The organism is Olivibacter sp. SA151 (assembly GCF_054130995.1).
Genome location: NZ_CP096391.1, coordinates 4,966,057 through 4,992,981, shown reverse-complemented (window position 1 = coordinate 4,992,981; position 26,925 = coordinate 4,966,057). Strand labels below are relative to the sequence as shown.

Genomic DNA, 26,925 nt, shown 5'->3' with positions numbered 1-26,925 from the left:
GCCGCCAACCTTCTCCACACGGCCCGCGCCTAAAATGGTTGCTCTGAAGTTAATAATGCCATTTTTTTAATGATCTACATACTTCTCGCTTCAAAAAGGCGAGCCGTGTGCGCTTAGGAAAAATATGACAGCTGTATAGTAAAAATACGATAGCCCAATAGGAAAACCCTTATTGCTGAAACCTTGCTGATTGGTGAATTTTGAGAAAAAATGTGTGTGCTAATTTGTGAATATAAATGAAGTAACTACACGAATTTACATAAATAATTAATTAAATGATATCTATGGACAGAAGCTTTACTCTAATTTTTACTTCATAATCACTTCGTAGAGCAATAGGGCTCGGATAACCGGCGTCAGGCCGTAAATCAATGGGCCTCTCTTTTCATACATATCTACTATATAAAAGGCTTATTAACAGTTGTCGGTTTTCAGCAACTGATACAAGAATTCTAACGCAATTGTAAGGACATGAATAAAAGCACTACCTTTCCTTTAACACTTTTACTAGGTAAGTTGGGTTTAATGCTTGGGCGTACCAAGTGGATGACCCTTCCGCTATTAATCTCCATGCTTCTTGGCATGGAGAAGGTAGCGGCACAAACCAATGTTACCTTTGACCGGGAGTATTGGCTAGCCTTGCCGACAACGGACGTTAAATATCGACCGGGATCGATGTTCCATATTTCCACATTCGACCAGCCGGCTTCGGTAACACTCAGTGCACCCTTGGTATCTGGATTCGTGCCGAAGACGATCAATATTGCAGCTAACAGCGTCGGAAGCATTCCTTTAACGGATGCCGAAGTGGCACTACTTATTAATAACGTTGGAAATAGTGTAGGTGGGACCGGAGTGCATGTGCAGACTAATGCCAAGATATCAATTTACTATGAACCGGGATCTTTGCAGCAAAGCCCCGATTTGCTGCCGCTGAAAGGCGGAGAAGCGCTCGGAACCGAATTTCTGGTACCAATGCAACAAACGTCGCCGGTTCGTGATCCTGATGGCCGGCAAGGGTTCCTGGTATTAGCTACGGAAGACAATACGAACGTTACCATAACGCCCAAAGCGGCAATAACCGGTCGTGCAGCTGGTGTGCCTTTCACCATCACCCTCCATCGAGGTCAAACCTATTTTGCTGAAACACCCGGTCTTGGGCCAGCCACATCGGGTAGCTTAGTGACGTCCGATAAATTAATTGCTATTACTATTTTTTCTGAATTAATGCGATATGGCGCGGGCGCCGCAGATTTAGGGAGCGAACAAATTGTGCCGATAAAAAATATCGGCACCGAATATTTAATAGTTCGAGGTTATCGCGCAACGACAGATGTTGTATATTTTACGGCAGTAGAAGACGGAACACAAATAACAGTAAATGGTTCGGTAGTTGCAAATTTAAATGCAACACAGACCTATGCCTTAAATACGGGTGCAACAAACGCTTATCACGTAGTAAGTTCGAAGAAGGTGACCGCGCTACAGCTGTCAGGTGTCACCGACGAAGAATCATTTAGTTTGTTACCGTCTCAATTAGGATGTAACGGTTCGAACATTGTAAAGGTGGTAAGAGCGAACAATACCGCCTTCTACGTTAACATCGCCTCTCCGACAAACACGGGCTTCAGTGTAAACGGGAATACCACCTTGCTAGCACCGGCGGCTTTTCAGCCTATACCAGGTTCAACTTGGTATTATGCTCGAGTAGAAGTACCCAGTACTTTAGTAGGGGCAGGAGCTGCTGTCATCGTGTCAAATAATGACCCGAGTATACGCTTCCATATGGGCGTCTTTCATACGAACAACGGTGGCGCTCGCTATGGGTACTTTTCTAGTTATAGTGGTACGCTGATCAATTTTGCTGAAGCTAAAAAGGAAGCCTGTGTAGGGCAATCGGTGAGTTTTATACCCCAGATCGTGTCGTCTGATCCCATTGTTTCTTATACTTGGATCGGACCGGATGGCAATGTTGTATCCAGCGAAGAGGTACTGACACTTGATAACCTTACTACGGATAACAACGGCACTTATAGACTACGTATAGAAACAGTCGTATGTGCTATCGAAGAAAGTGTACAGCTGACCGTTCACCAGGTACCTAACGTGCCGATAAGTGGAGGCGATCAGGAAGTAAGGGCAACCAACCCAATACAAACATTGACCGCATCAGCAACGCTTCCTGCTGATGCTCCGACGGGGGCAAGCATTATCTGGTACGATGCACCTACAGGAGGTAACGTTGTGGCTAGCCCTACGCTTAATGCGATCGGTTCAGTAACTTATTATGCGGAGACCAATATCAGTGGTGTTTGCCCAAGTGCGAGCCGGACACCGGTAAAGCTGACCATCTTATCCGATGTAGAAATCTGCGGTAACGGCATTGACGACGACGGCAACGGCCTGGCCGATTGCGATGACCCGGCTTGCAATCCTTACGTAAATTATTTTGCAAATGGCAGTTTGGAAGATTACACGCAATGTCCAAATTTGAGTGCCGCTGGTACCTTGGCTTATGCCCTATCTTGGAAAACGAGTCAACCGGCCCCGACTCAAACGGGCGGACAACTGTTGGTTAATGACCCTACGAAAGGTTGTGTGTCCCCCCGTCCAGCAGCTAGTTGGCTAGCAAGTACTAATTTGCCAGCTGGATCAGATGGTGTTGCCTGGGGAGGGATGCATGGAGGTGCGCCTAATCAAGGTCTTGAGGATTTCCAGAATACGCTGATTGCGCCATTACCCGCGGGTACTTATACCTTCACTTTTTCAGCAGGCTATCTAGTAAATGACCCGTACACGGCTCCGGGTTACTTTAAATTTTATGGAGTAAAACCTGGCGAAGCGGATTTTTCTACTGCCCATCCGCTAGGCGATTCACCGCTCATCAATAACGCGATATCATCTACCAATCCAACCTGGAAAGAATACAGTTTTAGTTTTACATCTACCGAAACATACGATCGAATTTATATGGTGGCTTATTCGGGCCCCGCAGGAAGATCTTATTTGGTTTTTGATGGTTTTAAAATGGTTTACAATCCGCCAACAATTGGCTTTCAGAATCCTTTAGCGACTTGTCTTCCAGATGCCGTAATAGAAGTAAAAAATCCTGATCCGGCTTGGGTAAGCTATCAATGGTATATGGACGGCGAATTATTGGCTGGTGCGACTGGAGTAAGTTACCAACCAACTACCGGTCAAATGGGGGTGTTTACGGTAAGTGGTGTGTTAGCAAGCGGTTGCGCTTCTGCACCCTCGGCGGGTATTACGCTGGGAAGTAATTGTCCCATCCCATTTGAGTGTAATGGATCAGCTTATTTGGTAAGTACCACAGGTGGAACGGTACCATCAATTCTTTCTATTGTGGATGCCGGTAACCCGAACACGGTACATGCTACGATTACACCCTCAATAGCGGATCAGTATAATGGAATCGGCTTTAATTTTGAGGATAATTTGATATATGGATATGCCGTCGGAACGGTGCCGTCCTTAACTGCTGGTGACATCGTGCAATTTGATGCAAAGGGTACTGTGAGACGGCTAGGGGCACCTACTCCGGTTCCTGGACAGGCACCTGGATTACCTAGGTGGACAACAAATGCAGCTGTTAATGCAAATGGAGGTATTGTTAACTTAGCACCGGGTGTAGTGGGGCTTAACAATAAATTTTACGGTATGGTCACCACTAACGTTGCTACAAATAGGTACTTGGTTACGGTGGATTTAACTACCATGACTTATACCACCGTAAAACTGAGTGGCAATTATGTTCCTGCAGATTTGGCATTTTCTCCTTACGATGGGATGTTATATGGACTTGCGGGAAATGTGCTTATTCGTACTAATCCGAATAATGGTAATCAGCAAGCTGTAACGCCAACTTCCGGCACGCTTCCTGCCAATGTGGGTGCTGGTGGGGCATGGAACGACGTATTGGGTAGAGTGTATTTCTTTACCAATAGCGGTTCACCTGCTAATGGGGCAGAGCGATTATATCGTTATAATCCAGCAAATGGAGCCTTTGTTAACGTTGTAGCCGTAACACCCTATCCCGGTTTTGATGCCACTGCTTGTTTCCCTACACGTTTGGAGAAAAAAATATTGATGCCGACAGAAGGGTTGAAACCTGGTGATGTAGTGGAATTTGAGTTCAGCATCTATAACAGCCAGATGCTGCCGATGACCTACGAATTTGAAGATATTTTGACTTCAACCGATCTAAGCTGGGTGCCAAACACGGTTAATCCGGCTACTCCGGGTGGTGGGACGGTCAGCGTTAATGGAAATACCCTACGTATTTCCGGAATTACGGTGCCACCCGCTCCTGCAAGTGGGGGTGAACCGCTTAGGTTTAGGGTATCCTTGAAAGTTGCGGATAATGCGGCTTATGGCACTTGCTATACGAACCAAGCAACGATTAAAGTAGGGGGAATAACAGTCCTTAGTGATAATCCAGAAACATCGGAAAACAACGATCCTACCGCGTTCTGCCTTAACCCTTGCGATCTTCCTGCACCTATAAGTGGCGGTAACCTACAGGCCTGCTTGGCCGACCTGAATGGCGGGAAATTGACGGCCTCAGCTACGGTTCCGGCAGGCGTAAATCTGGTTTGGTACGATGCGCCAGTCGGTGGAAATGTGGTAACGGATCCAAGCTTGAGTGCCGTCGGAACGGTTACGTATTATGCGACCGCGGATGATGGTGTTTGTACGAGTGTTGCACGCACGCCGGTGACACTTAACATCGTGGCTTCTCCCGTATTAGCCGAAATCAGTAATGTGACGAATTGCGGTCCTTATGAGTTGCCTGCTATTGAAGGTGAACATCTGACAGGAAACGAAGCCTACTATACAGGTACAGGGGGTACCGGCACAAAATATATGCCTGGTGAGGTCATCAGTGCTCTGGGCACGTCTACGCTATATGTGTATGATGCAACGGAGGCAAAAGAAAATTGCGCCGGCGCTTTGTCTGTCACCAACAATACAAAGCTTACCCAAGCTGATATGGGAGGCGCTTATCTTTATAGCGTTGACAATACGAATTTTTGGAATGGAACGGCTGGTACGACGATAAACTATAATGCAACTGATCCGGCATGGAATGGGCAAACCTATAAAACGATTGCCGGCGATATCAATATCTCCGGTGCTACGGAGTGTTTCGGCACGCAAGTGCAAATAACCGCAAAAGTGACTGTAGTGAATAATGGTCCCGGAGCGGGTAACGCATATTCTGGGCAGTTCGGTATTTGGAATAACGAGACCAACCAGACCCTGTACCTTACGCAGCTACGTTCAACACCGGTTGGACGCGCAATCGATCTAACCGTAACAGGCGTGGTGCCACTAGCGGATCTGGCAGCTGGAAAGCTTTCCATCATTGTTTCCCTGGAAACGCTTCACAGCACGGTAAAGAACTGGACGGTATCTAACTTTGAAGCTAACTACCAGTTTATACCGGCCAATACGCAAGTTTGTTCGGCAGAGCGAAGCTTTGAACTTACCATCAACGAAGCACCGGCGGCACCAACCAGCGGTGGAAACCAGCAAGCCTGTATTTCAGATATTACGGATAAATTAACGGCGACGGCCACCGCACCGGATGGAACACAGCTTATTTGGTATGACGCACCGGTAGGTGGAAATGTAGTAACAGATCCAAGTCTAGATACGGTTGGTACAATTACTTATTTCGCAGCAGCGGATAATGGTACCTGTACCAGCACAACCAGAACGCCGGTAACATTGAGTATTACGGCGTCTCCGGTACTGGATGAGATTGAGGATGTTGCAGTATGTGAAGTGTTTACCTTACCGGAAATTATCGGCACAGGCTTATCCGGAAATCAAGCATATTATACTGAACCAAATGCCGGCGGAATAAAATACCTGCCGGGCGATCAGCTGACTACAGTGGGTACTACGACGCTGTATGTATACGATGAAAGCGGACGCGTAGAAAATTGTGCGGGAAGCTTAAGCGTGGTAGCCAATACGGGTTACCCTAAAGTTGATTTCGATCAGATGGTTAACCAAAATACGGTGATGCAGTATCCGCGGGCGATAAATCCGGCATTCTGGAGTGGAACGGGTACACAAACCATTAACTACAGTGCGGCAGACCCAATTGTCGACGGACAGACCTATCCAGCGATCATAGGCAAAGTAAACATTGGTGATACCGATAATTGTTTTGGTACGGATGTGTTTATTTCGGCCGATGTGACCGTAACAAATGATGGTCCTACCAACGGCTTTGGTGGTATTGGTTATTTTTCCATTATTAATACAGCAACAAATACGCGTTTGTTTAACGGTGGGTTTCCAACGAGTCCCGCTGCTGGATCGACATTCCAAGGGCACGTGGAAGGTGTGGTACCGGTGGCAGATGTGCTCGCCGGAAACATCAGCATCATGATTGTGGTTGAGACCTACCACGTAGGCGCTAAGAACTGGACCTTATCAAATTTCAAATCAGCTTATAAATTTTTACCGGAAGTAGCGCAGAACTGCTTTGATGAGAAATCGTTTGAGGTGACGATCAATGAACCACCTGTACTGGTCATTACCGATCCGGCGGCAGTTTGCTTACCGGGAACGGTCGATATAACCGCTAGTGCCGTGACACAAGGCAGTACAGCTGGTTTAACCTATACTTATTTCACTGATTCGCTGGCAACTTCGCCTTTAGCAAATCCTGAAGCGATTGCTGTTTCAGGTACTTATTATATTATGGGTACGAACCCGGCAACCGGTTGTAGTTCTATTGCACCGGTTGAGGTAGTGCTCATTGCGCGGCCGGAACTGCGGGTTGGCCAACCTAGTTGCTTAAACGGAGAAGGAAGTATCGAAGTGCTTTCGCCATTAGGTACTGAATTTGAATATTCCATTGACGGAGCGACCTATCAAGCAAATCCTTTGTTTGGGGCAGTTGCTGCCGGTACGTATCAAGTGACGGCCAGGAATACAGTAACCAATTGTGTGAGTCTGGCGACGGAGGTAACAATTGATGAGGCACCGCAAGCGCCTACACCGGAAGTTACTCAGCCAGATTGTTCAGTTACGACGGGCACCATTATCCTACCGCGTTACAACGGAGCGAGTTATTCGATCAACGGCGGACCATTTGTGAGCAGTAACGTCTTTACGGATCTTGCGCCAGGGAATTATCAACTGGTAGTCAGAGATGCGGATGGATGTGATAGCGACCCGGTTAGCGTGACCATTAATGAAGCGCCACTGCCTCCTGCTGCACCGACAAGCGGCGGCAATCAGATTGCCTGTGCAGAAAACCCGGTACAGACGCTGACCGCCACCGCAACTGTAAGGAGTGGCGAAATGCTTGTTTGGTATGATGCTCCTGTGGGTGGGAACGTAGTGAATAATCCGATTTTAAATGCCATCGGAACAATAACGTATTATGCAGAAGCGACAAATGGGTCTTGTTCGAGTCCAACAAGAACGCCTGTTACGCTAATGATTCAATCAGCACCTCATATTGAACCTATTGAAAACCAAGAAGCTTGCGAAACGTATGTGCTGCCTGAAATCACCGGGGTTAATCTGACAGGTAACGAGGCTTATTATACAGTACCAGGCGGTGGAGGGCAAAAGTATGTGGCTGGAGATTCGATAACCACTCTAGGAACGACAAATTTATATATATATGACAGGGCGGAAGGACAAACGAATTGTGCTGGATCACTATCAGTTGTGAAAACGACAAAAGTCAGTCAAGCGGACATCGAAGCTATTTTTTCCTTTGTGCCCCATTATCTGACAAACACCTATGATCAGGGGCTTTGGGAAGGCGTGCCAACGGTGATTAACTATGATGCCACCGATCCACAAGCAATCAGTCAAACGTATAAAACGGTTGTGGGGGACGTAGTACTGACAGGCTCTCCGGCATGTTTTGGTTCTGCGGTGCAGATTAACCCGAAGGTTAGGATTACAAACAACGGTCCTGATAACGGAAGAGGGTATGCAGGCCGGGTGTCTATTATCAACAATGCAACAAATACCGAAATAAACTACGCGCTATTAACAGAAACTCCCGTGGGAAGTCCAGTTGATATAGACATAATTGGGGTGGTGCCTGTCAGTGATTTGGTAGCCGGCAACATTAGCATCGTTATTTCCGTAGAAACCTATCACACTGATAATTATATCAAAGATTGGACAATATCTGACTTTTCGGCTGACTATCAATTTATACCGGAATCTACTGAAAGCTGTTTTGACGAAGAGAGTTTTAGTGTGACGATCTATGAGAAGCCTATCGCAGACGCTGGAGCAGATGAAACGCTGTACAACGGCGGTGTGTTTACATTGAATGCCACAACACCGACGGTTGGAACCGGTGAGTGGAGTGTGGTTAGCGGAACACCGGCGGTTGGAATAGTGGATGTTACCAATCCGAATGCAGCCATCACATTGGATCCGAATACGTCTGTGACCTTGCGATGGACAGTTACTAATGGAACCTGTGTTGCTTTTGACGATGTGGTCTTGAGCTACGTGTCACAGGCAGATATCAACACCGTGAAGGTAACCAGCGAAGCAGGTAAAACGGAGTTTACCCCTGGTGAAAGTGTTGACTACACCATTACGGTGACCAACAACGGTCCGAGCGATGCGACAGCCGTGAACGTAAAGGATACGGCCCCTGCGGGAACCACCATTACGAACTGGACAGCGGTTGTTACGACAGGCACCGTTACGCTTCCGAACACGTCAGGTAGCGGTGATATCAATGAAACTATTCCTACCCTGCCAAATGGAGCAGTGGTGACCTATACGGTAACGGTGCAGACCCCGTCCGACTTCAGCGGCGAACTGGTGAACGCGGTAGAGGTGACGACACCGACGGAAGATCCCGATCCGAGCTGTACGCAATGTACGACACCTCCGTTGGATCCTGCACCGAAAGCGGACATCGTGACGGTTAAGGTAACCAGCGAAGCAGGTAAAACGGAGTTTACGCCGGGCGAGTCGGTAGACTACACCATTACGGTGACCAACAACGGACCGAGCGATGCGACGGCCGTGAACGTAAAGGATACGGCCCCTGCCGGTACGACGATCACAGGCTGGACTGCTGTGGTGACCAACGGTACGGTGACCTTGCCGAATACCAGCGGAACCGGCGATATCAATGAAACCATAGCTACTTTGCCTAACGGGGCAGTGGTGACCTATACGGTAACGGTACGGACCCCGTCCGACTTCACCGGCGAACTGGTGAACGCGGTGGAGGTAACGACACCGACGGAAGATCCCGATCCGAGCTGTACGCAATGTACGACACCTCCGTTGGATCCTGCACCGAAAGCGGACATCGTAACGGTGAAGGTTGTGAGCGAGGCGGGTAAAACAACTTACACCCCTGGTGAAAGTGTTGACTACACCATTACGGTGACCAACAACGGACCGAGCGATGCAACGGCCGTGAACGTAAAGGATACGGCCCCTGCCGGTACGACGATCACAGGCTGGACTGCTGTGGTGACCAACGGTACGGTGACCCTGCCGAATACCAGCGGCAGCGGCGATATCAATGAAACCATAGCTACTTTGCCTAACGGGGCAGTGGTGACCTATACGGTAACGGTACGGACCCCGTCCGACTTCACCGGCGAACTGGTGAACGCGGTGGAGGTGACCACACCGACGGAAGATCCCGACCCGAGCTGTACGCAATGTACGACACCTCCGTTGGATCCTGCACCGAAAGCGGACATCGTGACGGTTAAGGTAACCAGCGAGGCGGGTAAAACGGAGTTTACGCCGGGCGAGTCGGTAGACTATACCATTACGGTGACCAACAACGGTCCGAGCGATGCGACGGCCGTGAACGTAAAAGATACGGCCCCTGCCGGTACAACGATAACGAACTGGACGGCTGTGGTGACCAACGGAACGGTGACCTTGCCGAATACAAGCGGAACCGGTGATATCAATGAAACAATAGGAACGCTTCCGAACGGCGCGGTGGTGACCTATACGGTAACGGTACTGACCCCGTCCGACTTCACCGGCGAACTGGTGAATGCGGTAGAGGTAACGACACCGACGGAAGATCCCGACCCGAGCTGTACGCAATGTACGACACCTCCGTTGGATCCTGCACCGAAAGCGGACATCGTAACGGTGAAGGTTGTGAGCGAGGCGGGTAAAACAACTTACACCCCTGGTGAAAGTGTTGACTATACCATTACGGTAACCAACAACGGACCGAGCGATGCGACGGCCGTGAACGTAAAGGATACGGCCCCTGCCGGTACAACGATAACGAACTGGACGGCTGTGGTGACCAACGGTACGGTGACCCTGCCAAATACAAGTGGTAGCGGTGATATCAATGAAACTATTCCTACCCTGCCAAATGGAGCGGTGGTGACCTATACGGTAACGGTACTGACCCCGTCCGACTTCACCGGTGAGCTGGTGAACGCGGTGGAGGTAACGACACCGACGGAAGATCCCGACCCGAGCTGTACGCAATGTACGACACCTCCGTTGGATCCTGCACCGAAAGCGGACATCGTAACGGTGAAGGTTGTGAGCGAAGCGGGCAAAACTACCTACACCCCTGGTGAAAGTGTTGATTACACCATTACGGTGACCAACAACGGTCCGAGCGATGCGACAGCGGTGAACGTAAAGGATACGGCCCCTGCCGGAACGACGATCAGTAACTGGACCGCTGTGGTAACAACAGGCACCGTTACGCTTCCTAACACGTCAGGTAGCGGTGATATCAATGAAACAATCGCCACGCTTCCGAACGGAGCAGTGGTGACCTATACGGTAACGGTGCAGACCCCGTCCGACTTCACCGGCGAACTGGTGAATGCGGTGGAGGTAACGACACCGACGGAGGATCCCGATCCGAGCTGTACGCAATGTACGACACCTCCGTTGGATCCTGCACCGAAAGCGGACATCGTGACGGTTAAGGTAACCAGCGAGGCCGGTAAAACGGAGTTTACCCCTGGTGAAAGTGTTGACTACACCATTACGGTGACCAATAACGGACCGAGCGATGCGACCGCCGTGAACGTCAAGGATACGGCCCCTGCCGGCACAACGATCAGTAACTGGACGGCTGTGGTGACCAACGGTACGGTGACCTTGCCGAATACCAGCGGAACCGGTGATATCAATGAAACAATAGCTACTTTGCCGAACGGCGCGGTGGTGACCTATACGGTAACGGTGCAGACCCCGTCCGACTTCACCGGCGAACTGGTGAACGCGGTGGAGGTAACGACACCGACGGAAGATCCCGACCCGAGCTGTACGCAATGTACGACACCTCCGTTGGATCCTGCACCGAAAGCGGACATCGTGACGGTGAAGGTTGTGAGCGAAGCGGGTAAAACAACTTACACCCCTGGTGAAAGTGTTGACTACACCATTACGGTAACCAACAACGGTCCGAGCGATGCGACAGCCGTGAACGTAAAAGACACGGCCCCTGCGGGAACCACCATTACGAACTGGACAGCGGTTGTTACGACAGGCACCGTTACGCTTCCTAACACGTCAGGTAGCGGTGATATCAATGAAACAATAGGAACGCTACCGAACGGCGCAGTGGTGACCTATACGGTAACGGTACTGACCCCGTCCGACTTCAGCGGCGAACTGGTGAACGCGGTGGAGATAACGACACCGACGGAAGATCCCGACCCGAGCTGTACGCAATGTACGACACCTCCGTTGGATCCTGCACCGAAAGCGGACATCGTAACGGTGAAGGTTGTGAGCGAGGCGGGTAAAACAACTTACACCCCTGGTGAAAGTGTGGATTACACCATTACGGTGACCAACAACGGACCGAGCGATGCGACGGCCGTTAATGTAAAAGATACGGCTCCTGCGGGAACCACTATTACGAACTGGACGGCTGTGGTGACCAACGGTACGGTGACCTTACCGAATACCAGCGGAACCGGTGATATCAATGAAACGATAGCTACGCTTCCGAACGGAGCGGTGGTGACCTATACGGTAACGGTACTGACCCCGTCCGACTTCACCGGTGAGCTGGTGAACGCGGTGGAGGTGACCACACCGACGGAAGATCCCGACCCGAGCTGTACGCAATGTACCACCCCTCCGTTGACACCTGATCCGAAAGCGGACATTGTGACGGTGAAGGTTGTGAGCGAAGCAGGTAAAACGGAGTTTACCCCTGGTGAAAGTGTTGATTACACCATTACGGTGACCAATAACGGACCGAGCGATGCGACGGCCGTGAACGTAAAGGATACGGCTCCTGCCGGTACAACGATAACGAACTGGACGGCTGTGGTGACCAACGGTACGGTGACCTTGCCGAATACCAGCGGAACCGGTGATATCAATGAAACAATAGCTACTTTGCCGAACGGCGCGGTGGTGACCTATACGGTAACGGTGCAGACCCCGTCCGACTTCACCGGCGAACTGGTGAACGCGGTGGAGGTAACGACACCGACGGAAGATCCCGACCCGAGCTGTACGCAATGTACGACACCTCCGTTGGATCCTGCACCGAAAGCGGACATCGTGACGGTGAAGGTTGTGAGCGAAGCGGGTAAAACAACTTACACCCCTGGTGAAAGTGTTGACTACACCATTACGGTAACCAACAACGGTCCGAGCGATGCGACAGCCGTGAACGTAAAGGATACGGCCCCTGCGGGAACCACCATTACGAACTGGACAGCGGTTGTTACGACAGGCACCGTTACGCTTCCTAACACGTCAGGTAGCGGTGATATCAATGAAACAATAGGAACGCTACCGAACGGCGCAGTGGTGACCTATACGGTAACGGTACTGACCCCGTCCGACTTCAGCGGCGAACTGGTGAACGCGGTGGAGATAACGACACCGACGGAAGATCCCGACCCGAGCTGTACGCAATGTACGACACCTCCGTTGGATCCTGCACCGAAAGCGGACATCGTGACGGTGAAGGTTGTGAGCGAAGCAGGTAAAACGGAGTTTACCCCTGGTGAAAGTGTTGACTATACCATTACGGTGACCAACAATGGACCGAGCGATGCGACGGCCGTTAATGTAAAGGATACGGCTCCTGCCGGTACAACGATAACGAACTGGACGGCTGTGGTGACCAACGGTACGGTGACCTTGCCGAATACCAGCGGAACCGGTGATATCAATGAAACCATAGCCACGCTTCCGAACGGGGCAGTGGTGACCTATACGGTAACGGTACTGACCCCGTCCGACTTCACCGGCGAACTGGTGAACGCGGTGGAGGTGACCACACCGACGGAGGATCCCGACCCGAGCTGTACGCAATGTACGACACCTCCGTTGGATCCTGCACCGAAAGCGGACATCGTGACGGTTAAGGTAACGAGCGAGGCGGGTAAAACAACCTACACCCCTGGTGAAAGTGTTGACTATACCATTACGGTAACCAACAACGGACCGAGCGATGCGACGGCCGTGAACGTAAAAGACACGGCCCCTGCGGGAACCACCATTACGAACTGGACAGCGGTTGTTACGACAGGCACCGTTACGCTTCCTAACACGTCAGGTAGCGGTGATATCAATGAAACAATAGGAACGCTACCGAACGGCGCAGTGGTGACCTATACGGTAACGGTACTGACCCCGTCCGACTTCAGCGGCGAACTGGTGAACGCGGTGGAGATAACGACACCGACGGAAGATCCCGACCCGAGCTGTACGCAATGTACGACACCTCCGTTGGATCCTGCACCGAAAGCGGACATCGTAACGGTGAAGGTTGTGAGCGAGGCGGGTAAAACAACTTACACCCCTGGTGAAAGTGTGGATTACACCATTACGGTGACCAACAACGGACCGAGCGATGCGACGGCCGTGAACGTAAAGGATACGGCCCCTGCCGGTACAACGATAACGAACTGGACGGCTGTGGTGACCAACGGTACGGTGACCTTGCCGAATACCAGCGGAACCGGTGATATCAATGAAACCATAGCCACGCTTCCGAACGGGGCAGTGGTGACCTATACGGTAACGGTACTGACCCCGTCCGACTTCACCGGCGAACTGGTGAACGCGGTGGAGGTGACCACACCGACGGAGGATCCCGACCCGAGCTGTACGCAATGTACGACACCTCCGTTGGATCCTGCACCGAAAGCGGACATCGTAACGGTTAAGGTAACCAGCGAGGCGGGTAAAACAACCTACACCCCTGGTGAAAGTGTTGACTATACCATTACGGTAACCAACAACGGACCGAGCGATGCGACGGCCGTGAACGTAAAGGATACGGCTCCTGCGGGAACCACTATTACGGGCTGGACAGCAGCGGTAACCACCGGAACGGTGACCTTGCCGAATACAAGCGGAACCGGTGATATCAATGAAACCATAGCCACGCTTCCGAACGGCGCGGTGGTGACCTATACGGTAACGGTACTGACCCCGTCCGACTTCACCGGCGAACTGGTGAACGCGGTAGAGGTGACGACACCGACGGAAGATCCCGATCCGAGCTGTACGCAATGTACGACACCTCCGTTGGATCCTGCACCGAAAGCGGACATCGTAACGGTGAAGGTAACCAGCGAAGCAGGTAAAACGGAATTTACGCCGGGCGAGTCGGTAGACTACACCATTACGGTGACCAACAACGGACCGAGCGATGCGACGGCCGTGAACGTAAAGGATACGGCCCCTGCCGGTACAACGATAACGAACTGGACGGCTGTGGTGACCAACGGTACGGTGACCCTGCCGAATACCAGCGGAACCGGTGATATCAATGAAACAATAGGAACGCTTCCGAACGGCGCGGTGGTAACCTATACGGTAACGGTGCAGACCCCATCCGACTTCACCGGCGAACTGGTGAACGCGGTGGAGGTGACCACACCGACGGAGGATCCCGATCCGAGCTGTACGCAATGTACGACACCTCCGTTGGATCCTGCACCGAAAGCGGACATTGTGACGGTGAAGGTAACCAGCGAAGCAGGTAAAACAACTTACACGCCTGGTGAAAGTGTGGACTATACCATCACGGTGACCAATAACGGACCGAGCGATGCGACCGCCGTGAACGTAAAGGATACGGCCCCTGCCGGTACGACGATCACAGGCTGGACTGCTGTGGTGACCAACGGAACGGTGAGCTTACCGAATACAAGCGGAACCGGTGATATCAATGAAACGATCGCTACGCTTCCGAACGGTGCGGTGGTGACCTATACGGTAACGGTGCAGACCCCGTCCGACTTCACCGGCGAACTGGTGAACGCGGTGGAGGTAACGACACCGACGGAAGATCCCGATCCGAGCTGTACGCAATGTACGACACCTCCGTTGGATCCTGCACCGAAAGCGGACATTGTGACGGTGAAGGTAACCAGCGAAGCAGGTAAAACAACTTACACGCCTGGTGAAAGTGTGGACTATACCATCACGGTGACCAACAACGGACCGAGCGATGCGACGGCCGTGAACGTAAAGGATACGGCCCCTGCCGGTACAACGATAACGAACTGGACGGCTGTGGTGACCAACGGTACGGTGACCTTGCCAAATACCAGCGGAACCGGTGATATCAATGAAACCATAGCCACGCTTCCGAACGGGGCAGTGGTGACCTATACGGTAACGGTACTGACCCCGTCCGACTTCACCGGCGAACTGGTGAACGCGGTGGAGGTAACGACACCGACGGAAGATCCCGACCCGAGCTGTACGCAATGTACCACCCCTCCGTTGGATCCTGCACCGAAAGCGGACATCGTAACGGTGAAGGTTGTGAGCGAGGCCGGTAAAACTACCTACACGCCGGGAGAAAGTGTGGATTACACCATTACGGTGACCAACAACGGACCGAGCGATGCGACGGCCGTGAACGTAAAGGATACGGCCCCTGCCGGTACAACGATAACGAACTGGACGGCTGTGGTGACCAACGGTACGGTGACCTTGCCGAATACCAGCGGAACCGGTGATATCAATGAAACAATAGGAACGCTTCCGAACGGCGCGGTGGTGACCTATACGGTAACGGTACTGACCCCGTCCGACTTCACCGGCGAACTGGTGAACGCGGTGGAGGTAACGACACCGACGGAAGATCCCGACCCGAGCTGTACGCAATGTACGACACCTCCGTTGGATCCTGCACCGAAAGCGGACATCGTGACGGTGAAGGTAACCAGCGAGGCGGGTAAAACAACTTACACCCCTGGTGAAAGTGTTGACTATACCATTACGGTGACCAACAACGGACCGAGCGATGCAACCGCGGTGAACGTAAAGGATACGGCTCCTGCGGGAACCACTATTACGGGCTGGACAGCAGCGGTAACCACCGGAACGGTGACCTTACCGAATACAAGCGGAACCGGTGATATCAATGAAACCATAGCTACTTTGCCTAACGGGGCAGTGGTGACCTATACGGTAACGGTACAGACTCCAGGAAACTTTACGGAACCATTGGTAAACACTGTACAAGTGACTACGCCAACAGCGGATCCGAAGCCTGGCTGTACAACTTGTGAGACGACGCCATTACAACCGACGATCATCAGTAGCTTCAAATCGCAAAAAACCGTAAGTGACGCAAATGGCAATGGTCGAGCTGAATCCGGCGAAGAATTAACGTATACAATCAGTGTAGAGAATACCGGTAATGTAGATCTGGAAGACTTACATATTAGTGACCCAGTCCCTGTAGGAACAGACTATGTACAGGGTAGCGCCAGCAATGGTGGTGTGATCACTGACAAGGTATTGAATTGGACGCTGGATGTGCCTTATGGCCAAACACGGAGCGTGAGCTTTAAGGTGAAGGTGCAGAATAACCTGAGCGGTATACCGCAAATTGTGAACACAGCGAAAGTAACAAATCCGCTTAGTCCAAACACAACACCGCAAGAGCCAAGTGCTCCGCCTGTACCAACAAGCAATAATAGAAGCTTTGTTGCCAATAAAACGGTTGCTGATGCAAACGGCGATGGAAAAGTGAAAGCCGGCGAAGAGCTGACCTACACCATTACAGTAGCGAATACGGGTGATGTTGATCTGGAGGGATTGACCATCCAAGATGCCATTCCGGCTGGTACCTCTTATATCGAGGGAAGCGCAGATAGTGGTGGAAGTCTTGCAAACGGTGCACTTAATTGGACTATCAATATTCCTTACGGTGAACAACGAAGTGTAAGCTTTAAGGTAAGGGTAAATAACGACTTGACGGATATCCTGGAGATTGCGAATACAGCGACGGTCTCTGATCCAAATGGCTCTGGTACCACAACACCTCAACAGCCGAGTTCGCCATCTTTACCGGTTGATATCGTTAAACCGGAGGCTTCGGACGATTTGACGGAAACGGAGTCAGGAAAACCAGTGACTATTCCGGTATTAGACAACGACAGTCCGGGAGATGCAGCCTTTGATCCTTCAAGCTTTGAAATTATCCAACAACCAATGCATGGAACAATTACGATAGGAACCGACGGTAACCTCATTTATACCCCTAACCCGGGATATACCGGTACCGAAACGTTTACCTATCGCGTGAAGGATGCAAACGGTAATTGGACGAATGTGGCAACCGTGACGATTACTATTAAGCCAAATCCATTGAAGATACCGAATGCCATTACACCAAATGGAGATGGTAAAAACGACTTGTTTGTCATTATCGGACTAGAAGGATACGAACGGGCAGAACTTGTCATATTCAACCGATGGGGTAACGAGGTTTATAAGAGTGAGAATTATAACAATACGTGGGATGGACAAGGATTAAATGAAGGTACGTATTACTACATCCTTCAACTATCTAATGGGGGCAATAAGGAAACTCATAAAGGTTGGATCTTGCTTAAACGAAGTTATTAATAAGGATATCTAGGGAGCGTTAGCTATGAACAAGAATATAAAAAGTGCAATACTAGCAATTAGCTTACTGTACGGGATGATGCTGCCGGCCAAAGGCCAGCAGAACATCCAGTTTACGCAGTACATTTTTAATACACTTAGTGTAAATCCGGCTTACGCAGGGTACAAGGAAGAATGGTTTGCCCAATTGGCCTTACGAAACCAATGGGTAAACATGCCGGGTAATCCAAAAACCGGTCAGGTATCGATTGACGGATTATTGGATCCCTACACAAAAAATAACGGCGTTGGTTTACAGATTACGGCCGATAAACTGGGACCGCAAGCGGCTACTTCGATTTATGGTAACTACTCGTACCGCCTGCGATTGAATACCGAAGACTCCAAACGCCTGAGTTTTGGCGTTGGTGTGGGGGTAACGCAATACAGTTTGGACGGTAGTTTAGTGGATGTACATGATGGGGGCGATCTGGGGTTGCCGGCAGGAAAAATTAGCAGCTTTATTCCGGATGTACGCTTTGGTGTATATTACTATACCAATAAATGGTATGCCGGTGCTTCTGTTATGGATTTGTTGAGTGGCGATAACAGCAATAACATCTTTAGGTGGGATAGCAATACGACCGGAAATATACGGCGTAAAAGACATCTTTACCTTATAGCGGGTACGCTTCATAAGCTCGATCGTAATACGATGTTTAAGCCTAGTATCTTGATTAAAGAAGACTTTAACGGACCAACAACCTTTGACTTCAATGCGATGTTTATTTTCAATAGCAGGCTTTGGTTGGGTGCGAGTTATCGGAATGGTTTTGCGATTTGGAATAAGGACTACACGCGTAATCAAAGCCTGAATGTTAATAATGCTTTAGCAGGAATCATTCAAATGTATGTGTCTGAGCGACTGCGAATCGGTTATTCGTATGATTATAGTATAAGTAAATTAAGTACGGTTCAAAACGGAACGCATGAGTTGACGCTTGGATTTACCTTCCCGCCAAAAGGTAATCGGATTATCAGTCCGCGGTTTTTCTGATACGGCACCCATGCAATTAATAGGAATGAATTTGATAACAGCAGCTAAACGAGCTGAAATTTAAGGGATCATGAAGCTTGAATATAATTTCATCACATTTATCGTTTTACTGAGCATCTTTAATGTAGCGATAGGTCAAGAACAATTAACGCAGCAGCAAAGAGCTGATCGGTTTTACTATGAATATCAGTATGCGAATGCCATTCCTATTTATTTGAAATTGGCAAATGCAAAACGGCCGGAACTGAGCGATCTAGAGCGTCTTTCTGAGTGCTATTTCAAAATTAACGACTATAAAAATGCCGAAAACTGGTATGCTAAAGTGGTGGTGCATCCGGAAAGTAAACCGGAGAATTTTGTCCGATATGGTGAAATTTTAAAAGCCAATGCTAAATATGTGGAGGCAAAACAGGCTTTTGAAGATTATGCAACGAAAGTAGGAAATAGAGAAGCGGTATCCGTTGAAATTGCCGGTTGCGACTCTGCTTTAAAATGGTTAAAGGAACCAACTACCTACCAAATTCGAAATGAAGAAGGTATTAATACCAAACTTTCCGAGTTCGCTGCCTTTCCCATCGGCGATCAAGTGTTCTATGCAGGAGAAAAGGATTCGATCAATGATAGAGATCGATATGGATGGACCGGGAAATCCTATTTATATGTTTATACGGCGGAACGTGGAGACGGAATCGGCTTGAGCAATCCTAAGCTATATAACAGCGACCTTAATGATCAGGCCTACCATGTGGGGCCTATTGCGAGTAATAAAGCCGGAGATACTTTATTTGTTACTCGGACTTATGCGCTCAAAAAAGAAGCTGAAATTAATAAGGAAGTAAAGCGAAAATACCGGACACACAATCTGGAACTTTACATTTATACAAAAAACAGTGAAGGGAAGTGGGAGGGGAAGGCCTTTCCGTACAATAATACCAAATCTTATTCACTCGGTCATGCTTCCTTGAGTAAGGATGGCCGAATCTTATATTACGTTTCGGATAGGCCGGGCGGATTAGGCGGAACGGATATTTGGTATTCTGAAAAAATGGCGGATGGCTCTTGGGGTACGCCGCAAAATGCGGGTCAAACCATTAATACGGCAAAAGATGAGCTATTCCCTAACCTAGATGAATCCGGCGTCTTATATTTTTCGAGCGATGGTATTGCAGGAATGGGCGGCCTGGATATTTTTAAGAGTGAGGGAGAAAAAGGAAGCTGGACCAAGCCCTTAAACTTAAAAAATCCCATTAATTCGCCGGGAGATGATTTTGCTTTTGTTGTGCAGGAGCGGACAGACAAAGGCATGGCCGGTTACTTGGCTTCGAACCGATATGAAGGACTTGGAGGGGATGACATCTATTCCTTTATCTACGAAAAACCGAAGATACTACTTGTCTTAAAGGGTAAGACCTACAATAAAGCGACCAATGAACTGCTCCCCGCAACGAATGTAACCTTATATGGAGCAAATAAAGCGACACTTGGCCAGCAAAGCACAAAAGCAGATGGTACGTTTATTTTCGCTATTGAGCCAGGGCAGACGTACGAGGTGTTGGGAGAGAAGATCAACTTTACCGCTGATTCGGCAGCTGTTTCAACCATCGGCATCACAAAGTCCGACACATTGGAAGTGGCCTTATATTTAGACCCTGCGATCAAGAAAGGCATGACCTTTAGACTGGAGAATATACTATACGATTTTGACAAAAGCAATATTCGCAAAGATGCTGCATTAATTTTAGACAAGCTTGTGAAGATTATGGAGGAGTATCCCAGCTTAAAAATCGAACTATCTTCGCATACGGATAGTCGCGGAAGTGATGCTTATAATTTGGCTTTATCCGACCGACGTGCTAAATCGGCGGTTCAGTACCTAGTGCAAAGAGGGATAGCGAAAGACAGAATGGTAGCAAAAGGTTATGGGGAAACAAAACTGGTTAATCGGTGTGCGAATGGCGTCAGTTGTAGTATACCGGAACACCAAGCCAATAGGCGGACGGAATTTACGGTATTGGAGGATTAGGTGATCACAGTGGATGAATGCTAGTCCAAGGTTGTTTGCTTTAGTAAATTGTGATATATTTCTCACTATTTCGCATTTAATCATTCCGGCCCGATAATAGTGGCTATTATACTTGATGAACCGAAATAATTTCAGTTACTTTATTCATCAATTATAAAGCTAGGGACGCGAATCCAACCTGGTTCGATCAACTATAATTCGGCAGCCTATGAAAGCAACCATTGGCATTGTAGAGGATCATACGTTAGTGTTAAAATCCTTGGAGATTATCATTAACTCTTTCTCTTGTTTTGAGGTCACTTTATTGGCGGATAGCGGCTCCTCCCTATTTGAGCAAATAGATAAGGGGGAGTCGGTACCGGATATCTTGTTAATAGACGTGCTCATGCCTGAAATGAACGGAGATGAGGTGGCAGTGCGCGTCAAAAAAAAATATGCAAACGTTAAATTGGTAGCAATTTCAGGATTCGACGATTCTGCAAGCGTTATGAAAATGATCCGAGCCGGTTGTTGTGCGTATTTGCAAAAAAATATAGAATTAGAAGAATTGGAAGGCGCACTTCAGGAGATTTGGATGAAGGGCTATTACAATAATTACCTGACAAACATGGGGTTTCAGGCTTCCAATACGGATTGGATGGACTTAAGAGACCGGGAATTGGAGTTTCTTCGCTTAGCTTGTTCCGATTTAAATTACCATGAAATAGCCGATTGCATGTGTCTCTCCATTAAAACAATCGATGGTTATCGGGCTTGCTTGTTTGCAAAATTTGGTGTGAAAAGTAGGGTGGGTTTAGTGTTGGAAGCATTAAAACATAATTTGATCTCTTTAACATCGCATTCATATTTAAAACGGAAGTATTAATTGACTTTATTTTTCCTCCGCGCGACCAAGGTGGGGAATAGTAAAGAGAAAAGGCTATCTCGCGAGACAGCCTTTCCTTTCATTGTTAAATTTATTCGGTTTCAAAGCCATATTTCTTGTAGATCGCTTTTGCTTCATCGGAGGTTAGATAGTCTAAAAAATCGGCAGCGGCTCGGGGATGGGGTGCTTGTTTCAATTTACCGGCCATATAGGTAGCGCGTATGTTCTGTTCATCCGCTATTGGAATCAATTCAACCGGGTGGCCGATCATTTTCTGATAATAAGCTTCGGAGTACCACACGGGGGCCACATCGCTTTGTCCGTATAATATACGCAGTGGACTTTCACGATGATGGATGCGTGTTAAATAAGTACGGTTGTTTTTTACTTTTGTCTGCATGATGGTTTCATACAAAGTTTCACCTCCGGCTTTTTTATAAGCGGCTTCAATCTGACGCCCGATTCCCTCCCAAGCCGAGTTCGGCATGCTGACCCGAATATCTTTTTTTCCTAGATCTTTTAAGGCCTTAATTTTTTTCGGATTTTTCTTTGGAACCATTAAGGCTAATTTATTGTACGCATAGACTTCCGTACGATCAAAATAGCTTGCCATCTCTTTTATGCGATTTTTTCCTGCTGTATAGACATCGGGTTGATGGGTAATCCGCAGATTACCCATAGTCAGCGATCCCCCTTCTATTTGCTTTGCCAATATACCGGGCGGAAGTGTTTCAGCAAAGATGCGTTGGTACTCGGGATGTTTCTTCTTAAACCCACTAAGCAGTTCATCGATGCACATAAATTGATTACCCGCAAAGAATACAATGAGTTGAGGATCTTCCACATCACCATACAAATCAGGTGTATTGTTTATGCCGGGTACGGTAAATTGAACACTCGATTCCGGTGGCGTATTCCAAGGTGGGTCATAACGGTGATCTTGCTGCGCCTTAGCTAAGTGAAAAGCGAGTATACTTACCATAAGAAAGAATGTTGTCTTCATGTTTTGATTTGTTATTCGTGTTTGTTCTCTTGATCATTGTCTTGTTTCCTGTGTGTTCTGATTGGTAAGCGATCAAGGCTTAATAATCGTCCAGCCCTGGGCTGAGCGGATAACCAACTCGCCATTTCCACTGGGTACATAGGCAATAAAGTCATACAACTCTTCTTTTTTCAGTTTTCTTTCCTGTAAAGAATTTAAACATTGGGCTACAATTACGCCTTGATCGATTAAGCTTTTTAATGCGGCTTCATATCTGCCATTTTTTAGGTACGCTTCCGTACCTCCGGAGAAAGCGATCAGCTCTATTTTGATTTTTCCTTTTAGTCGCGGATCTTGCAGTACATTGTTGATGTTCCGTATGGCCTTTTCGATGGTGGCGGGGGCATTACTGTCCAGTTGATAGATGGCGCGATACCGGGCTTCGATCGCCTCGGCACCTTGATAAGCTCTGTTACGAATAATGGCTGAACTGTCTTGGGCATAAACAAAAGACCCTAGACTGAATAATAATGCAATAGCAAGAATAAGTAGTTTCAATGATTTCATGATATATAGTATATAAATGTTAAAAATTAAAAGGTCCTAATTTATGTTGTGTTATGGTAACTTGATCTATATAAGGCGGATAAGGACAATCCTTTGGCTTTTTGATCAGATCGGGATAGTCCAATTCTTTATTTGCTTTTTGCGGTCTACTAAAGGAATTGATATAAGCAGCTACGTCATAGGCTTCTTCATCCGCTAAAATCGGGTTTTCAGCAGTTGCGCCCAAGGGCATATTCCCTTTGATGAATCGAGCCGCTGTCAGTAAACGGGCCATGCCCGCTCCGTCATTGAAAGAATCGTTGCCCCAAAGCGGAGGGTATAGATAACCTTTTCCATCACCACTTTGACCTCGACGGTTACCCTGTCCATTTTCACCATGGCAAGTTATACAATATCGTTTGAATACAGCGGCTCCTTTTATTCTATCAGCTGCTCGATTAGGCTTGTTTAGCTGAACGAATCCTTGTCCCTCGATACGCTTACCGATTGAGACATCTCGGCTGAGATGCTTTATATAGCTGATCATAGCGCGCATCTCTTTACTATCAACCGGAATAGCTTTTCCATTCATGCTTCGTTCAAAGCAACCATTGATGCGCTCCTCTAAAGATTCAACTTTATTTTCGCGTCCGATGTAAATAGGGAAGACTCCGGACAGACCAACATAGGGTGCAGCGTAAGCTTTGGTGCCTCCATTTAGATGGCAACTGGAGCAGGCCAGATTGTTACCGGTAATCTTGCCATTTTTGATTTCCGGTCCCAGATACTTATAAGTTTCAGTGATTAATCGATGGCCATAGGCAGCTAGTTCGCCTTCTTTGCTATTGTCGAAAGGTCTGATTACGGCCTCACTTACATGGGATAGATAGACGCCTGCTGCCGTTTTTTCCGCATTAGGACCAACTACCGGAACCGGTACGGTCCTCCCATGTAGGATATAAATACATGATCCGATCAATAGCAAGATAAGGCATGTAAGGATTTTCGTGTATTTTGTCAACCGATAAACTTCCTGCCGGGCCGTCTCGTCGTCTGTAAAAGTTTCTTTTATCTTTTCCATGGTGGCAAATCTAGGTGCTATCTGTATCAGATTTAAACGAGCTTTTTTTATAGGGTATAACCGAAAGTTATGGAGGTTTTGGTTGAATTGTTAAGTAGTTAAGTCGTTGAGTGGTTAAGTAGTTGCATAGTTAATTTAGCCAATGTGATGATGTGACGATTAGCCAATGTGATGATGAGCAGGCTAGCGGTTGAAAGCTGATTTCTGATAGTTAAAGCTAATGCCTAAAGCCTAAAGCCTATTGCTTATAGCTTGATGAGCCAATGTGATGATGAACAGGCTAGTGGCTGAAAGCTAAAAGCTAATCCTAAAGCCTATTGCCTAAGGCTTATAGCCTAAAAGGAAAATACGTATTTTTGAAAGTAAGTGAATCGCATCTGAAATGAAAGCACTAATTATTATCGATATACAACTCGATTTTTTGCCGGGAGGCGCTCTTGCAGTGGAACGAGGGGACGAAGTTATTCCAATTATCAATGAATTGCAATCGTCTTACAAGTTAGTGGTAGCTACGCAGGATTGGCATCCGGCAAATCATAAAAGTTTCTTTACGGAACATACGGGAAAACAGGTTTTTGAGCGAATTCAATGGAATGGCTTGGAGCAAGTGCTTTGGCCGGTACACTGTGTACAGGGAACCGAGGGAGCGGCTTTGGCACCGGAACTGTCAACGAATGCGGTCGAAGCTATTTTTAGAAAGGGCATGGATCAAAATATTGATAGCTACAGCGGTTTTTTTGATAATGGAAGGAAGAAATCGACAGGTATGGCGGACTTTCTGAAGGGAAGAGGTGTAACAGAAGTAGCGATTTGTGGTCTTGCAGCCGATTATTGCGTCTATTATACAGCCAATGATGCCCTTGACCTGGGATTTAAAGCCGGTATTATTGAACACGCCTCCCGTGCCATTGATCTGGAACGATATCAACGGCTGAAGCTCGATTTCCAAGAAAAAGGAGGACAGATTTTATAAGTATTACAAATAGACTGCTTCGTCGTGCCTTCTCGCAGATACGTTCCTATTTATGTCATTGCCTGCCTACCGCAGGCAGGCGAACTGAAGAAGTGGAGTCTGGAAAGGAGTGAAGCAGTCTAAAAACGAGATATCTGCATTAATTTAAAAAACAAAAAAGCGTTTCTATTTTTGTTTACTATACTCATAGCCTATGCTAAAAATTAGCGAACTCTTTATTTATCCGATCAAATCGTTGGGTGGTATTGCGCTTTCGGAGGCCGAAGTCACCGATAGAGGCTTTAAATACGATCGGCGATGGATGTTGATCGATGAAAACAATCAATTTCTTACGCAACGCGTCTACCCGCAAATGGCTTTGTTTAAGCTTGAGATAGGGGGTGATGGCTTGTCGGTAACGCATCCTGAATGGGGGAAAATACGTATACCTTTTGAGCCGGTTGAAGCTCAATTCAGCGAAGTTGTCATCTGGGAAGATACTTGTCAAGCGGTTTCCGTGAGCCGTGAGGTGGATGCCTGGTTTAGCGACGCCCTGGGCTTGACCTGCCGATTGGTGTATATGCCTGACAGTATCACGCGCGAAGTGGATCAACGCTACGCGCCTAAAGGCATGATTACTTCTTTTTCGGATGCTTACCCTTTTTTGATAATAGGACAAGCATCATTGGATGACTTAAACGCCCGGCTGGAGATCGCTCTTCCCATGAATCGCTTTAGGCCTAATATCGTATTTACCGGGGGCACTGCCTTTGAAGAGGATCGCATGAACCATATACGGATTGGTGGCACGATCGATTTTTACGGCGTTAAGCTTTGCGCGCGGTGTGTGATGACTACCATTGATCAACAAAGTGCGAAAAAGGCGAAAGAACCGTTGAAAACATTGGCTTCGTACCGTTCAAGGGAAAAGAAAATTCTATTTGGACAAAACCTTATACATCAAGGTAGTGGTTTTGTTAAGGTTGGCGACCCTTTGGAAGTGCTGAGTACCCACACGGAGGAACGTTTTCTAGTGGGAGGTAGTTAAGTCGTTAAATAGTTGAGTAGTTAAATAGTTAAGTCGTTAAATGGTTGAGTAGTTGAGTTGTTAAATGGTTGAGTAGTTGAGTAGTTAAATGGTTGAGTAGTTAAATGGTTGAGTAGTTAAATGGTTGAGTAGTTAAATGGTTGAGTAGTTAAATGGTTGAGTAGTTAAATGGTTGAGTAGTTAAATGGTTGGGTGATTGAATGGTTCATTCGTTGAGCAGACTTATCATAGGAATGGCTGACAGTTGCGATAGCAGTGGCAGGAGGGCGTTACGCGTAGGGCAAACTATTCACTATTAACAATTCCCTTATTCACTGTTTATAGCCTATAGCGTAAAGCTTTTAGCTCTTTTAAAAAAAATCCGAACAAAAAAGAAATCACCTTGTTATCTATATAGATTTTTTAGAGGGGTGGCTTTTAATAAGCCTGAGAATAAACCCATTGAACGTGATTTGGGTAATGCCAACGAAGGAATTAAGAAAGTCAAGGCGGCCTAGGTA

The 26,925-nt window shown here is 48.0% G+C and carries 9 protein-coding genes and 1 riboswitch; of the genes, 6 read left to right on the top strand and 3 right to left on the bottom strand.

Annotated elements, in window-relative coordinates:
• The first annotated feature begins 471 nt into the window (after window positions 1–471).
• The 4 genes from M1D52_RS20390 (at window position 472) to M1D52_RS20375 (ending at window position 21,816) form a co-directional block, all read left to right on the top strand.
• Entirely contained in the window at window positions 472–17,892 is a 17,421-nt protein-coding gene (locus M1D52_RS20390) for a DUF7507 domain-containing protein (protein ID WP_457941583.1), read from the top strand.
• Window positions 17,893–17,917: 25 nt separating this feature from the next.
• Window positions 17,918–18,928, top strand: coding sequence for a PorP/SprF family type IX secretion system membrane protein (locus M1D52_RS20385; RefSeq protein ID WP_437393133.1), 1,011 nt, complete (start codon window positions 17,918–17,920; stop codon window positions 18,926–18,928).
• Between the two features lie 70 nt (window positions 18,929–18,998).
• A complete protein-coding gene (locus tag M1D52_RS20380; protein WP_437393134.1) occupies window positions 18,999–20,951 on the top strand; it encodes an OmpA family protein in 1,953 nt (650 codons plus the stop codon).
• 208 nt (window positions 20,952–21,159) lie between these two features.
• The gene (locus tag M1D52_RS20375) at window positions 21,160–21,816 is read left to right on the top strand and encodes a response regulator (protein WP_437393135.1); all 657 of its coding nucleotides are present in this window, start codon (window positions 21,160–21,162) and stop codon (window positions 21,814–21,816) included.
• Window positions 21,817–21,907: 91 nt separating this feature from the next.
• On the opposite strand, the gene M1D52_RS20370 is transcribed toward M1D52_RS20375, so the two are convergent.
• The 3 genes from M1D52_RS20370 to M1D52_RS20360 form a co-directional block, all read right to left on the bottom strand.
• Window positions 21,908–22,819 carry a molybdate ABC transporter substrate-binding protein gene (locus M1D52_RS20370; RefSeq protein WP_437393136.1) on the bottom strand — a complete coding sequence of 304 codons (912 nt, stop codon included), beginning with the start codon at window positions 22,817–22,819 and terminating at the stop codon, window positions 21,908–21,910.
• A gap of 72 nt (window positions 22,820–22,891) precedes the next feature.
• Complete coding sequence (locus tag M1D52_RS20365) at window positions 22,892–23,365, bottom strand: DsrE family protein (RefSeq protein ID WP_437393137.1); 474 nt, start codon at window positions 23,363–23,365, stop codon at window positions 22,892–22,894.
• Between the two features lie 19 nt (window positions 23,366–23,384).
• Window positions 23,385–24,425 (bottom strand): c-type cytochrome, encoded by a 1,041-nt coding sequence (locus M1D52_RS20360; RefSeq protein ID WP_437393138.1) that lies wholly within the window; start codon window positions 24,423–24,425, stop codon window positions 23,385–23,387.
• Window positions 24,426–24,807: 382 nt separating this feature from the next.
• On the opposite strand from M1D52_RS20360, the gene pncA reads away from it, so the two are divergent.
• Both pncA and M1D52_RS20350 read left to right on the top strand, forming a co-directional pair.
• Window positions 24,808–25,398: a bifunctional nicotinamidase/pyrazinamidase gene (pncA, locus tag M1D52_RS20355; protein WP_437393139.1), complete on the top strand. Its 591-nt coding sequence runs from the start codon at window positions 24,808–24,810 to the stop codon at window positions 25,396–25,398.
• A 193-nt stretch (window positions 25,399–25,591) separates the two neighbouring features.
• Window positions 25,592–26,425 (top strand): MOSC domain-containing protein, encoded by an 834-nt coding sequence (locus M1D52_RS20350; protein WP_437393140.1) that lies wholly within the window; start codon window positions 25,592–25,594, stop codon window positions 26,423–26,425.
• A 396-nt stretch (window positions 26,426–26,821) separates the two neighbouring features.
• A riboswitch (TPP riboswitch) is annotated at window positions 26,822–26,916 on the top strand.
• The last annotated feature ends 9 nt before the right edge of the window (window positions 26,917–26,925 follow it).

What these genes read in the sequence shown, in the direction of transcription:
- M1D52_RS20370 (WP_437393136.1), bottom strand. Translation starts at nt 22,819, where the DNA reads ATGAAGACAACATTCTTTCTTATGGTAAGTATACTCGCTTTTCACTTA.
- M1D52_RS20365 (WP_437393137.1), bottom strand. Translation starts at nt 23,365, where the DNA reads ATGAAATCATTGAAACTACTTATTCTTGCTATTGCATTATTATTCAGT.
- M1D52_RS20390 (WP_457941583.1), top strand. Translation starts at nt 472, where the DNA reads ATGAATAAAAGCACTACCTTTCCTTTAACACTTTTACTAGGTAAGTTG.
- M1D52_RS20350 (WP_437393140.1), top strand. Translation starts at nt 25,592, where the DNA reads ATGCTAAAAATTAGCGAACTCTTTATTTATCCGATCAAATCGTTGGGT.
- M1D52_RS20360 (WP_437393138.1), bottom strand. Translation starts at nt 24,425, where the DNA reads ATGGAAAAGATAAAAGAAACTTTTACAGACGACGAGACGGCCCGGCAG.
- M1D52_RS20385 (WP_437393133.1), top strand. Translation starts at nt 17,918, where the DNA reads ATGAACAAGAATATAAAAAGTGCAATACTAGCAATTAGCTTACTGTAC.
- pncA (WP_437393139.1), top strand. Translation starts at nt 24,808, where the DNA reads ATGAAAGCACTAATTATTATCGATATACAACTCGATTTTTTGCCGGGA.
- M1D52_RS20375 (WP_437393135.1), top strand. Translation starts at nt 21,160, where the DNA reads ATGAAAGCAACCATTGGCATTGTAGAGGATCATACGTTAGTGTTAAAA.
- M1D52_RS20380 (WP_437393134.1), top strand. Translation starts at nt 18,999, where the DNA reads ATGAAGCTTGAATATAATTTCATCACATTTATCGTTTTACTGAGCATC.